The sequence below is a fragment of the Anaerolineae bacterium genome, assembly GCA_013178165.1.
Classification (GTDB): Bacteria; Chloroflexota; Anaerolineae; order Aggregatilineales; family Ch27; genus Ch27.
The window spans coordinates 22,564-36,537 of record JABLXG010000024.1 but is presented as its reverse complement, the minus strand read 5'-3'; the positions used below and the strand labels follow the sequence as shown (position 1 = coordinate 36,537).

The 13,974-nt window shown below is 61.9% G+C and carries 8 protein-coding genes and 1 riboswitch; of the genes, 3 read left to right on the top strand and 5 right to left on the bottom strand.

Translation table 11 applies throughout. The annotated features are described in order from the left end of the window. Window positions 1-9: 9 nt before the first annotated feature. The 3 genes from HPY64_13740 to HPY64_13730 form a co-directional block, all read right to left on the bottom strand. A complete protein-coding gene (locus tag HPY64_13740) occupies window positions 10-1,401 on the bottom strand; it encodes a bifunctional folylpolyglutamate synthase/dihydrofolate synthase (GenBank protein ID NPV68197.1) in 1,392 nt (463 codons plus the stop codon). A gap of 184 nt (window positions 1,402-1,585) precedes the next feature. Beyond that, on the bottom strand, window positions 1,586-2,818 hold the full coding sequence (locus tag HPY64_13735; GenBank protein NPV68196.1) for an FHA domain-containing protein: 1,233 nt from the start codon (window positions 2,816-2,818) through the stop codon (window positions 1,586-1,588). A 76-nt stretch (window positions 2,819-2,894) separates the two neighbouring features. Further along, a complete protein-coding gene (locus HPY64_13730; protein NPV68195.1) occupies window positions 2,895-4,850 on the bottom strand; it encodes an amylosucrase in 1,956 nt (651 codons plus the stop codon). 318 nt (window positions 4,851-5,168) lie between these two features. Next, a riboswitch (cobalamin riboswitch) is annotated at window positions 5,169-5,320 on the top strand. Window positions 5,321-5,450: 130 nt separating this feature from the next. Here HPY64_13730 and HPY64_13725 point away from each other — a divergent pair. The 3 genes from HPY64_13725 to rbsK all read left to right on the top strand — a co-directional run bounded on the left by HPY64_13725 (window position 5,451) and on the right by rbsK (window position 9,382). Further along, window positions 5,451-6,536, top strand: coding sequence for an iron ABC transporter permease (locus tag HPY64_13725; protein ID NPV68194.1), 1,086 nt, complete (start codon window positions 5,451-5,453; stop codon window positions 6,534-6,536). 42 nt (window positions 6,537-6,578) lie between these two features. Further along, a complete protein-coding gene (locus tag HPY64_13720; protein ID NPV68193.1) occupies window positions 6,579-8,345 on the top strand; it encodes an ABC transporter substrate-binding protein in 1,767 nt (588 codons plus the stop codon). A gap of 122 nt (window positions 8,346-8,467) precedes the next feature. Further along, complete coding sequence (gene rbsK / locus HPY64_13715; protein NPV68192.1) at window positions 8,468-9,382, top strand: ribokinase; 915 nt, start codon at window positions 8,468-8,470, stop codon at window positions 9,380-9,382. Between the two features lie 72 nt (window positions 9,383-9,454). On the opposite strand, the gene pckA is transcribed toward rbsK, so the two are convergent. Together pckA and HPY64_13705 are read right to left on the bottom strand one after the other, a co-directional pair. Then, complete coding sequence (gene pckA / locus HPY64_13710) at window positions 9,455-11,062, bottom strand: phosphoenolpyruvate carboxykinase (ATP) (GenBank protein ID NPV68191.1); 1,608 nt, start codon at window positions 11,060-11,062, stop codon at window positions 9,455-9,457. 103 nt (window positions 11,063-11,165) lie between these two features. Then, window positions 11,166-13,832, bottom strand: coding sequence for a pyruvate, phosphate dikinase (locus HPY64_13705; protein NPV68190.1), 2,667 nt, complete (start codon window positions 13,830-13,832; stop codon window positions 11,166-11,168). Window positions 13,833-13,974 lie beyond the last annotated feature (142 nt).

Below are 13,974 nucleotides of genomic sequence, written 5' to 3'. Positions count from 1 at the left end.
TCCCGCTGATTACATCCCCAACGGCTCATCACTGGCGGCCGCCTGCGCGGCCTGACCAGCCATAGCATCCAGATACGTCGCCCGCCCCACCGCCAGACCAAGCGCATTGCGCGCTTCGCCCACCACAAACAGCGATCCTGTCAGCACCACTATCCCCGCCGGGCCAGCCAGGGAACGGGCTTCTTCCAGCGCCTGCGCCACCGTCGGCGCCTGAACCATCTGGCCGCTGAAACCTGCCGCCAACGCCTCCGCTGCCAGGGTGTCAACATCCAACGCCCGCGGATGATCCGCATGGGTCAGGACCAGATGATCTATCTCCGGCAACAGCGCCCGGAACATCCCAGCCACATCTTTATCCGCTGAAGCACCAAATACCAGCACCCGGGTGACTTTTTCCGGAAAGACTTCCAACACCGTGTCCCGCAGGCACTGCGCCGAGGCCGCATTGTGCGCCGCGTCCAGGACAATGACTGGCTCCATGTCAACAATTTCAAAGCGGCCCGGCCAGTTCGCCTGTAACTTGCCTCCACTTACCAGTTCGGGCGGCAACGCCACCCCTTGCTGGCGAACCAGCGTCAGCGCGGCCAGCGCTACCGCGCCATTGATGGCCTGGTGATGCCCCGCCAGCGGCGTCCAGTATTCGCGCAGTTGCCTCGCCGGCCCTGCCAGGAAGCGTTGTCCCTGGCGTGTACTGTGACCCGGCACCACCTGCCAATCCCGACCGATCACCAGTAGCGGCGCTCCACGCTCAGCAGCAACCTCTTCCAGCACAGCAGCAGCCTCGGCCTCCTGCGGCGCGCTAACCACCGGCACGCCAGGCTTGATGATGCCGGCTTTTTCCCTGGCGATCTCTGCCAGCGTATTACCCAGCAGATGCATATGGTCATAGCTCAGGCTGGTGATCACGGAGACCAGCGGCGTCACCACATTGGTGGCGTCCAGCCGTCCCCCCAGCCCAACTTCCAGCACCAGCGCGTCAACGGCCTGCCGCTTAAAGTAGAGAAACCCCAGGACGGTTGTCACCTCGAACCAGGTCAGCCCCGGGATAGTGTTCGCGGCGGGTTTGAGTTCGGCCAGTAACGCCGCCAGTTCCAGCTCGCCGATCATGTCATCATTCACCCGGAAACGCTCGCGAAACTCTTGCAGATGCGGCGACGAGTACAAACCAACGCGCAAGCCGGCAGCCTGCAGCGCCGCCTGGCAATACGCCCCTACCGAACCCTTCCCTTTGGTTCCGGCGATATGAATGATGGGGTAAGCGCGGTGTGGATTGCCCACAGCGGCCAGAAGCTGGTTGGGACGATCCAGGTTCATGACTTCCGGCGCATAACGCACCTCCCGGCGCACTTCGTAGTTGGTGAAGCTATAGAGATAGTCCAGTGCTTCCTGGTACGTCCACATAAGATGGCGACTCCACTGGTGCCTGCACGGCATACCCCGCGACCAAAACAGACACGATACTACCTTTGCCAGGAACGACATTCAAGCCCGCGCTGGCGCAAAACGCCCCAACCGGGACTCATCCCGCTCCGGCTTTCACCAGTTCCCCGGCGGCAAGCCAAGAGAACCGCCGGGAACACCCTCTTTATCCCAATGGGGCTGCTCCCTGGATGATTTCGAGATCGTCCTCGGTGAAGAAGAACACGCGCACCGGCAGGCTACCTAGGATGACCTCGGTAGCGTTTTTCAGGGGGACACGCTGATTGGGCGCAATCCGCACGTTATTGACGAACGTGCCATTGCTGCTGCCCAGGTCCTCGATGGAGAACCCATCCGGTTCGCGGTGAATCGCAGCATGAATGCGGGAAACGCCGGCGTCAAACGCGCCGTACCGTTCCAGGTCTACGTGGGGGCGCCGCGATGTACTGCCGCTGCGCCGCCCAATGGTAATGCGGGAGGGGACCACCACCGCAATGGGTTCCTGATAACCTGCAACGAACAGCACTACCGCATCCCGCCGGACATCAGCAGGCATGCCTTTCAGCCGCGCCGTGCCAACCAGTTGCTTGGTTTGAGAAAGTGGCTTCTTGGACTCGTACCACTTGACCAGTGAAGCTACCACCCGCACCAGCTCGTGCATACTGAACGGTTTGCCCAGGAATACATCGGCCCCGACTTCCATGACCTGGTTGATCGTCGCCTGCTTGGCTGCGGCGCTGACCACCACAATCGGGATTTCCCGCCGTTCCACATCCCGCCGCACATACCGGCACAGCTCCAGCCCGTGAATGTCCGGCAACATGAGATCGAGGATGATGGCGCTTGGCGCTTCACTGTTGAGAACCCGGATGGCGCTCACCACTTCCCGGCAGATATGTGGCTTGAACCCGGCCCGTTCCATGATCAGCCGGAAGATCTCCGCCGTCTCCGCTTCATCCTCCACAATCAGGATTGACTGCCCGCGCCCCGGCGCCGGATCGTCGACCAGTTCGACATTCTGCTGATGCTGGACGATGCCGCCCCGGTTAGGCGAAGCAATGACATTAACCTGCAGGTGCAGTACACCAAGCTGCAGGTCATCGCCATGATTCAACACGTGTGGCGTAGCCGTCAGGAGGGCACCGTTGAGCAAAGTCGGTTTGCCAGAACCCAGATCGGCCACCATGAGTTGCTCGTCAACAACGGCGAGCCTGACATGGCGGGGCGCCACCCCTTTTTCCATCGCTCCCCAGGGAGTCAGGTCTAGATCGGGCAACACACCGTTATCGCGATCAACCCGGCCAATAACCGCTTCCCCCTCCACCCTGAGCTTGGCAACACTTGATGCCCCAGGGATGCGAAACTCAATCATCCATGGAAGGGCCGGTTGTTCGGACATGCCCTGCGATCCTCGTAGAGGCCCCTTGTAGAGGCCACTGCTCCGTTCTGAGGGCATGATACCATAAGTCAGCGATTTATGGCACCTGCTGACCCGTTGCATCCGCCTCAGCCAGCCACAGAAACTGGTACGCCTCCAGCTCCAGAATCTCGCCGATGGGCTGAAGCTGACCAGTGACCAGGTTCACCACGCGCCGGGGAATCGACCAGTGTTGCGCCAGCACTGTTGGCGCTACTGGCTGGGAATGCTCAGAGAAGTTCGCCAGCGCCAGCACCCTGCCCTGCCGCACATACCCGAAAACATGGGGATTACCAGTATCGAAGCACTCGGTCTGGCCATTAGCAAGGGCCGGGCATACTTTGCGCACCGCAATCAGGCGTGTGAGTGTCTGAAAGATGCGTCCGGTCAATGTCGCCGGATCGGTGCGTTCGGCGGCCCGCTGCCAGTCAAAGACTGGCCGGTGTACCCAGCGGCTATCATCGGCAATGGCCGGATTCTGCCGGTAGCGATAGTCGTTGATCGTGCCCAGTTCATCCCCCAGGTAAAGCAGGGGGATGCCGCCAATGCTGAGGATAATGCTGTGAATCAGCAGGATACGCCGCACGGCGTGCTCGATCAGCAGGGGATCAGCGCGTTGCAGGGCCTGCTCCAGACCAGCCAGCGATGCCGCCATGCCCGATATCCGCATGTCCCGCGTGCGCGGATTGTAGTTGAACGGCAGTCCGCTGGCGAAACTGCCCGGAAACCGGCCTGTGTAGAAATCGTTGAGAAACTGCCGGTGGTCGAAGCCGTTGATGTCCAGTTCGGCGGCATCCTCATCGGCAAAACTCCAGCCAATATCATCATGGCAGCGCACATAGTTCACCCAGGCGCAATCAGCCGGGATCGGCAGGCGTTTGATCATCGAATGCCGCAGCAGGCGCACCTCACGGGTGGCCAGCGCTTCCCAGAGCAGATTCATCAGCGTAGGATTGTAGGAAAGTGGGCACTCCTCCCAGCCAATATACTGAGCCACAAAGTCGGGATGCACAATCGCTTCCGACTTGAAAACCATCGCCGGCGCAACCACCTGAGCCAGGGCGTTGAACGCCTGGATGATCATATGCGCTTCCGGCAGATTCTCGCAGGTGGTGCCCATCTGCTTCCACACAAAGGCCACAGCGTCCAGCCTCAGGACTTCCACCCCCTGGTTGGCCAGGAACAACATCTCCTGCAGCATCGCCCCGAAGACTTCTGGGTTGGCGTAATTCAGGTCCCACTGAAAGTGCCGGAAGGTCGTCCACACCCACTTGTTGATCTGCGGCAGGTAGGTGAAACTGCCGGGGTCCTGCTCCGGGAAGATTTCACGCAGATGGCGCTCATACTGATCCGGCAACGTGCGGTCATCGAACATCAGGTAGTAGGCCTGGTAGCGTTCCTCCCCGGCCAGCGCCCGCTGTGCCCATTCGTGCTCATTAGAGGTATGGTTGAAGACAAAATCGAGCACCAGGCTGATCCAATGACGGCGAAGGTCGGTCGCCAGCGCGCGCAGATCGTGCATGCTGCCCAGCGATGGGTTGACTTCCCGATAACTGCTGACCGCATAGCCGCCATCGTTGTTTTCCGCCGGAGCCAGGAAGAGAGGCATCAGGTGCAGATACGTCAATCCGAGTTCCTGAAAGTAAGGGATACGTTCACGGACGCCCTGTAACGTACCGGCGAACCGATCCACATAGCATACGCCGCCCATCATCGATTCGCGCTGGAACCACAGCGGATCAGCTTCTCGCTGAATATCCAGGGCTTTCAGTTCTGCCGGGCGTTCACGATACATCCGCGCCGCGCCCAGCAGGATTTGCTCCAGATGGTAGAAGAAGTCGTACCGCCACCCGTAAAGATGCAGCAACAACCGGAACAGTCGCGGGAACTGCAGGCGCAGCCGCCGCTCAAAGGCCTGCCAGTCAGCACGATCTGGAACTTCCGGCTGCAGGCGTGGCAGCAGACGTTCCAGACTGACCTGCGCCTCACGGATCACCCAGGCATCATCACCCATACCCCACCCTGTTGTGCAAGCAAAAAAGCGGCAAAACCCGAATCTCGGCTGGAGTTCCACAGCCTGCGCAGCGCCCGGCTTGATCACCGGGCACAGAGCGGTATTGTACAGAAGCGAATCCGGGCCTGCAACCAACCACCGGCAACCAGCAAGGGCGCCTGTCCAGGTTAACAAGGACTAATAGGTGCACGCTGCCGGCTACAGAGCCACTCCGGACCTCCAGCCTCCCAGTCTCCTGGTCTCTGCACCATGCCGCATGCCAGGCGTTTCTTGACAGCCCCCTAGCCTGATGCTACAGTAATTTCCAGTTCACAAGCTGACAGTTGCTCCGGTCAAGGTGTCCGCTCGCCCCGGATGGCAGGACACAATGGCGAAGTCGGTGCAAGTCCGACGCTGCCCCGCAACGGTAAGCGGTTCCTCAGCAGCAGGAAACGCAAGCCCGGACGCCCGCCTTGAACCGAGTTCTGGCCTTCGTGGAGTGGGGCCGGGAACTGCTGCTGTATCGCTGGGGACCGTTGCCCGGCGATCGGCAACGAGACCCCCGTGTACGACTGTGGCGTACATGATGCCCCGCTCCCGGTGTAAGAAATGGAGCGGGCATTGTTTTCTCATCATGCAGAAACCTCTCCCGCCTTCTGGCTGGCTGACCGTCCCGTCAGGCAGCGACTGATCATCGTCAGTGGAGCGCTGTTGATCCTGCTGGTGCTGGCAGTGATCTTCTCCGTCAGCAGTGGCTCATCAGCCATCCCTGCCGGCGATGTTGCCCGCATCCTGCTGGCCCGACTCGGCATCCCCGGTCTGGGCGAATTTCCCGAAGCTCAGGTGCGTATCGTGGTCATGGTCCGGCTGCCCCGCGCCCTGGTGGGTATCTTTGTCGGCGCTGCGCTGGCCATTGCCGGGGCAACCATGCAGGGTATCTTCCGCAACCCGCTGGCCGATCCCGGCATCATTGGCGTCAGCGCCGGCGGTGGGCTGGGCGCGGTGATCGCCCTGACCAGCGGTCTGGCAGCGGGTAGCCTGTGGGCGCTGCCTCTGGCCGCTTTCATCGGTGGCATGGTTGCCGTCACTATCGTCTACACCCTTTCGCTGGTCAATGGCCGCACCCAGATTCCCACCCTGTTGCTGGCTGGGGTGGCCGTTAACTCGTTTATGGGGGCCGTCACCTCTGCCATCCTGCTGCTTGGCGCTGAATTCGGAGAGGTACAGGCCATCCTCACCTGGCTGGTGGGTGGCCTGCGCGGGCGCGGCAGCGAGCACCTCAATGTACTGATCTTGCCAGTCCTGACCGGCATCTTGTTGCTGACGGCCTTCAGCCGTGACCTGAACCTGCTGTTGCTGGGGGAGGAAACAGCGCAGGGCCTGGGAGTCAACGTCGCCCGCACACGGGTAATCCTGCTGGCCCTGGCCTCATTGTTGACAGGTGCCGCGGTCAGCGTGGCAGGCGGGGTCGGTTTTGTGGGCCTGATCGTGCCTCATGCCCTGCGCCTGATCATCGGTCCTGACCACCGTGTGCTGTTGCCAGCCAGCGCGCTTGGCGGCGCAACGTTGCTGGTTGTCTGTGACACAATCGCTCGCCTGGCCCTGCAACCCGCCGAACTGCAGGTCGGCCTGATCACCGCCCTGCTGGGCGCACCTTTCTTCCTGTTTTTGCTCTGGCGCAACCGCCGCCAGTTCGTTTCGCTGTAGGCCAGCGTCCATCGTCCTAGCTACTGGTTGAGGGAGAAAGCCATGAAAGCCTTACGCATCGTCATTCTGCTGTCCTTCGTTACTCTGATCGCGGCAATCAGCCTGCCGCAGCCAGCCCAGGCCCAGAGCGGCCAGTGGCCGCGCACGATCATCGACGCGGCAGGCCAGCCGGTCACGCTGGACGCCCCGCCAACCCGGATCGCCAGCGTCACTATCGCTTCCGATGAAATCCTGCTCTCGCTACTGGAACCGGAGCGCCTGATCGGCGTCACAACCCTGGCCGACGATCCTGGGATCAGCAACGTAGCCTCCAGAGCTGCGCTGGTACCGCACCGGCTCACCGCCGATCCTGAGTTGCTGATCAGCCTGGAGCCAGACCTCATCATTGTCGCCAGCTGGACAGACCCCGCCGTTGTGCAGCAGTTGCGCGATGCCGGGCTGACCGTTTTTCTGATGCCCGCTCCTGTTGGCCTGGAACCGATTGCGGAGGCCGTGCGAATGTTGGGTGAACTGGTCGGCGAAGAGGCGGAAGCTGAGGCGCTGGTCACGGCGATGCAGGCGCAAATCGCCGCTGTCAGCGAAGCAGTCGCCGGAGTCGAACCGGTGCAAGTGCTCTTCCTGACGCCGGGCAACTACACCAGCGGGACGCCTTCTACCATCGCCGAAGTTATTGCCGCAGCCGGCGGAATCGACATTGCGGCAGAGGCCGGCGCCTCCCAGTACGACCCGCTCGGCGATGAATTCATCCTGGAACAGGACCCTGACGTCATTCTCCTGACCGGCTGGACACCCTGGGACCCTGGATTCGCCGAGACTTTCCGTCAGAACCCTGCCTACGCAGATTTACAGGCCGTCCGCACCAACCGGGTCTATGTAGTCAATGACGCTCACCTCTCCACCACCAGCCACTTCATCGCTGAAGGCGTCGCCGATGTCGCGGCCTTCCTCTACCCTGATCGCTACCCGGCCTATCCGCTGACCGTCACCGACGCTCTGGGGCAGCAGGTCACGCTGCCCGCCCGCCCGGAGGCCATCGTCAGCCTCACCCTTGGCACTGATGAACTGCTGGCCGCCCTGCTCGCTGATGAACCGGGGCGCGTAGCCGCCCTGAGCCATCTGGCAGATGCCTCTGGCATCAGCAACCTGGCCGCGACAGCGCTGCTCACCGCTTTCACCCCGACCCGCGTGGAGGCCGATCCGGAACAGATCATCGCCCTGGAACCCGACCTCGTCCTGGCCGCTACGTTCACTGATGAAGCGGTGCGCCAGCAGCTTACCGCTGCGGGCATCCCGGTGATCGCCGTCGGCGATTTCACCAGCGTCCCGGCCATGCTGGACAACATCACCTGGCTGGGACAGGTTCTGGGCGTTCGGGCCACTGCCCAGCGCCTAGTCGGCGATCTCACCGATCGCCTGGAGGCTATCGCTGGACAAACCGCTATCCTGGAACAGCGCAAAAGCCTGATCTACCTCGCCACGGACAACTGGATTGCCGGTTGCCAGACAACGCTGGATGACATGATCAGCCGTGCCGGGGGTGTCAATGCCGCCTGCGCCGCCGGGCTTGACGGCTGGAAACAGGTGGACGCAGAAACCCTGCTCACGCTCGACCCGGAGGTTATCGTCCTGTCCAGTTGGGTGGACATCACGGCATGGCAGGCCGATCCTGCTGTGCAGGGGTTGACCGCCGTCCGCGAGGGGCGGGTCAGCGTCGGCAATGATGCGCACCTCAGCGCCGTCAGCCACTACATTGTGGATGGGGTGGAAGACCTGTTTGCCATCCTGTACCCCGAACTCGCCGGGTCATAAGCACCCCAAACACCCGAATACAGGCAAGGGCGGCTGATGGCGCCGCCCTCGTTGCGTTTTTGGGTTGGGGTGGGTACATTCGCACGCAGGTCAGCCTACCCGCTTCTGTGAAGGAGACTTCCATGGACAAACCGCGTATCGTTGTCCTGGGCAGCTACAACACTGATCTGGTGACTTTCAGCCCGCGCATCCCCCAGCCTGGCGAAACCATCCTGGGCAGCGGATTCAAAACCGGCCCCGGCGGCAAAGGGTCCAACCAGGCTGTGGCCGCGGCACGGGTCGGCGCAGCGGTGACTTTTGTCGGGCGCATCGGGCGTGATATGTTTGGTGAGATGGCGCTCAAAGTCTGGCAGGAAGCCGGGATCGCAACCGACTACGTGATCCAGGACGGCGAGGCCCCCACCGGCGTCGCCACGATCATTGTTGATGATCATGGCGAGAACATCATTGTCGTAGCCTCAGGAGCCAACTGGCGCGTCTCCCCCGCCGATGTCGAGCGTGCTGAATCGGCCATCGCCGCCTCGCGGGTCTTCTTGACCCAGCTGGAGACGCCGCCGGATGCCGTCCGCCGCGGCCTGCAGATCGCCCGCCAGCACGGGGTCACCACTATCCTGAACCCCGCCCCGGGCCAACCGCTCACGCCTGACCTGCTGGCCCTGGTAGACATCATCACCCCCAATCAGACCGAGGCAGCCATCATCACCGGTGTTTCCAGCGTCAACGCCACGGAAGCTTGCGCCGCGCTCCGCGCCCATGGGGCCAACACCGTGGTCATGACGCTTGGCAGCGAAGGCGTGTTGCTCTACAACGACAGCGGGCCACAGCACTTCCCGGCATTCAGGGTAGATAAGGTTGTGGATACCACCGGGGCCGGGGACGCCTTCAATGGCGGGCTGGCCGTCGCGCTGGCGGAGGGGAGACCGCTGGCGGAGGCGATCCGCTTTGCCAGTGCCACCGGCGCGATCAGCGTCACCCGGCCAGGAGCCACCGAATCCATGCCCACCCGCGCCGAAGTGGAAGCCTTCCTGCGGCGCTAATTGCCTGCTGCAGGGCGAGGCTGCCCGGCCCGCACAGTCGCCGGGCGGACAGCCTCGCCTGATAATATCCCCTTACTCCCCGGAGGCTATCACTGGCCCGGCAGCCCTGACCTCCGCCGGTACATCCGCCGCAAAGCGAGCGAAGTTCTTGTGGAACAGCCCCGCCAGATGCACCGCCTGGCGATCGTAAGCATCCCCGTCCGCCCAGGTCAGGCGCGGGTCAAGGATATCTTCCGGAACACCGGGGACGTGCTGCGGCACCTGCAACCCGAAAATCGGGTCTAGCCGCATCGCTACGCCTTCCAGTTCGCCGCTCAGAATGGCGCGGATCATCGCCCGTGTGTACCCCAGTGCCATGCGTTGCCCTACCCCATACGGGCCGCCCGTCCAGCCGGTATTGACCAGCCAGACCTGCGATTTATGCCGGGCTAATCGCTCAGCCAGCATCTGGGCATAGCGCTGTGGGGGATGCACCATGAACGGCGCCCCAAAACAAGCGCTGAAGGTAGCCTGCGGTTCTTCCCCCATGCCTTTCTCCGTACCGGCTACTCTGGCCGTATAGCCGGAAAGGAAGTGATACTGGGCTTGTTCCGGCGTCAGGCGGCTAACCGGCGGCAGCACGCCAAAAGCGTCCGCGGTCAGGAAGATGACATAACGGGGATGACCGGCCATGCCTGTGCTGGAAGCGTTAGGGATATGGCTGAGGGGATAGGAGGCGCGGGTATTTTCCGTGTGGGTGCTATCATTCAGGTCAACCCGCCGGCTGTCCTGGTCGATGACAACATTTTCCAGGATGGTGCCGAAGCGGCGGGTGGCCTGGTAGATCTCCGGCTCGCCAGCCGGGTCGAGGCGGATCACTTTGGCGTAACACCCCCCTTCGAAATTGAAGATGCCCGTCTCTGACCAGCCATGTTCGTCATCGCCGATCAGCGTGCGGGTGGAATCGGCGGATAGTGTGGTCTTGCCCGTGCCGGAGAGGCCGAAGAAGATCGCCACATCGTCCTCGTTCTCGCCATAGTTGGCGGAGCAATGCATGGGCAATACGCCGCGCAGGGGCATCAGGTAGTTCATCACACTGAAGAGGGACTTCTTGATCTCTCCGGCGTAGCTCGTCCCGCCGATCAAGATCAACCGTTCCGCGAAGCTGATCAGGATGAAAGCCGACGAGTTGACGTTATCCAGTTGGGGAAGCGCATGGAATGACGGCGCGTTGATAACCGTATATTCTGGCACGTGGGTGATCAGTGCATCGGGCGCCGGCAGGCTGAACATATTGCGGGCAAATAAGCTATGCCAGGCTGTTTCGGTGATGATGCGCACGGGCAGCCGGTACGCCGGGTCGCGCCCGACATACATATCCTGCACAAAGGCTGCCCGGTTCTGAAAGTAGGCTAGCAGGCGCTGCTTCAGCCCGGCAAAGTGCGCCGCATCGATCGGTCGGTTGACATCCCCCCACCAGATATCCTGGGATGTAGACGGCTCATCAACGATGAACTTGTCCCGGGGCGAGCGGCCGGTGTGCTGGCCGGTGCGGACGACGATCGGCCCATGATGGGCCAGCACACCCTCGCGGAAGCGCACAATCTGCTCGTAGAGCGCGGGGGTCGTCAGATTCCAGTATTCGCGCTCCAGATTGGTAAATCCGTGATTCCCCAGCCCGTAAGTGCTTCTGTTGGGCATCAGCGTCCTCCCTGACAAACTCTTTTCGGTGACAACAAACATAACGGGCGGGAAACCCGCTGCTGAATTTCCCGCCCGTCTACTCTGCTGCTATGTGGCCAGCTTAGCGATTCTTGATCGCGGCGTGAGCCGCCGACAGGCGTGCGATCGGAACGCGGAACGGCGAGCAGCTCACATAGTTGAGGCCGGCACGATGGCATAGGTCGATCGACGCCGGATCGCCGCCGTGCTCGCCGCAGATGCCGACTTCCAGCTCAGGACGGGTCTTACGGCCCTCCTCCACAGCCATGAAGATCAGCTTCCCGACGCCTTCCTCATCCAGTGTCTGGAAGGGGTTCTTGGGCAGGATGTTCAGGTCACCTTCATCCGCATAGCGCAGCAGGAACTTGCGCTCAGCGTCGTCGCGGCTGATCCCGAACGTCATCTGCGTCAGGTCGTTGGTGCCAAAGCTGAAGAACTGGGCCACTGTCGCGATCTCGCCGGCAGTCAGGGCCGCCCGCGGGACCTCGATCATCGTGCCGAACTTGTACTCGACACGGATGCCCTTCTCGGCCATGACCTGCTCGGCCACTTCTTCCAGCAGCGGCTGGATATGCTTCAGTTCGTTCACATGAGCGGTCAGCGGGATCATGACCTCTGGCTTGACCACCACACCTTCCTTGGCCGCGTCGCAGGCCGCCTCAAAGATGGCGCGCACCTGCATCTTGTTCAGGCCGGGCATGACGATGCCCAGGCGGCAGCCACGCAGGCCCAGCATGGGGTTGAACTCATGCATATTGTTGACAGCCGCCAGCAGCTTCTTCTTCTTGGCATACTCCGGCGTATTGGTCTGGCCAGCGCCTTCCATGCGGGCGACCTCTTCGGTCAGCTCGATCTGCGAAGGCAGGAACTCGTGCAGCGGCGGGTCAAGCAAACGGATGATCACCGGTAGACCATCCATCACCTTGAAGATACCGTAGAAGTCCTCGCGCTGGAGCGGCAGGAGCACCTCGTTGAGGACGCGGTCGAACTCCTCCGGCGTCTCGGCCAGGATGGCTTCCTGGAACTTCTCGGTACGCTCACCGAGGAACATGTGCTCGGTACGGCACAGGCCGATGCCCTGAGCGCCATAGCTGCGGGCGCGGGCAGCCTGCTGCGGATCGTCCGCGTTGGCCCACACCTGGAGCTTGCGGATCTGATCGGCCCATTCCAGGATGGTCTTGAGATCGGTCTGCTCGTCGAAGTTCGGGGCGACCGTCGGGATAGCGCCCTGGTACACTTCGCCAGTCGCGCCATCGACCGAGATCACATCACCCTCTTTGATCGTCACGCCCTTCACCGTGAACTGGCGCGCCTTGAGATCGATCTTGATCTCCTCAGCGCCGGCCACGCAGGGCTTGCCCAGCTGACGGGCCACCACAGCCGCATGGCTGGTCGCGCCGCCATGCTGGGTCAGGATACCCTTGGCCGCCAGCATGCCATGCACGTCATCGGGCGTGGTTTCCGGACGAACCAGAACAACCGCCTTGCCTTCTTCCTTGGCCTTCTTCTCAGCGGTATCGGCGTCGAAGTAGACCTCACCCACGGCTGCTCCGGGCGAAGCATTCAGACCCTTGGTCAGCTTGACAGCCTTCTTGAGCGCCTCGGGGTCAAAACGCGGATGCAGCAGCTGATCGATCTGGAAGTGCTCGATACGGGAGACCGCCTCTTCCTTGGTGATCAGGCCCTCGTTCACCATGTCCACCGCGATCTTCACCGCGGCAGCCGCTGTACGCTTGCCATTGCGGGTCTGGAGCATGTACAGCTTGCCATTCTCGATGGTGAACTCCATGTCCTGCATTTCGCGGTAGTGCTGCTCCAGAATCCGGGCAACATTCATCAGCGCTTCCCAGGCGGCAGGCGCTTCTTCCTTCAGTTTGTGGACTTCGGTTGGCGTACGGGCGCCGGAGACCACATCCTCGCCCTGCGCGTTGAACAGGTACTCGCCGAAGAAGTCCTTCTCACCAGTGGAGGGGTTGCGGGTAAAGGCAACGCCGGAGCCGGAGTCATTGCCCACGTTGCCAAAGACCATCGCCTGGACATTCACCGCCGTACCGAGCTTGTGGGAGATGCCGGTGGCATTACGGTAGTCCACAGCGCGCTTGCCATTCCAGGACTTGAACACGGCTTCAATCGCCAGCTGGAGTTGCTTCCAGGGGTCCTGGGGGAAGTCAATGCCGGTCTCGCGCTTGGTCACCGCCTTGAATTCGGCGACAGCCTTCTGCCAGCCCGCGGCGGAGATTTCCGGATCGGTCTTGACGCCCTCTTCCTGCTTGATCCGGGAGATGATCTCCTCAAACAGGTGGCCTTCGACATCCAGCACGACTTTGCTGAACATCTGCACCAGGCGACGGTAGGCATCCCAGGCAAAACGCTCATCGGCTTTGGCGGCCAGCGCATGCACCGATTCATCGTTGAGGCCCAGGTTGAGGATCGTGTCCATCATGCCAGGCATGGAGAACTTGGCGCCAGAACGGACGGACACCAGCAGCGGATTGTTGGGGTCGCCGAACTTGCGCCCCATCTTCTTGCCCAGCTTCTCCATGCCTTCCAGTACCTGCTCCCACAGACCTTCCGGCAGGGTGTTATTGTTGTTCAGGTACTCTAGGCAGGCCTCGGTGGTGCAGGTAAACCCAGGCGGCACGGGCAGGCCCAGGTTGGTCATCTCAGCCAGGCCGGCCCCCTTGCCTCCCAGGAGGTCCCGCATCTTGGCATTACCTTCTTCAAAGAGATATACCCATTTCTTCGTCATGGTGGTTCCTTTCCATGTGGCGGTCACACCCGATACGTTTCCGCCCAGCAGTGCAGTAAAGAGCGACGGCGACATTCACGCTAATGGCAAATGCCAGGTTCGCTATAGGGATGCGCCGATTCTGCAGACCGGCGTGGACACA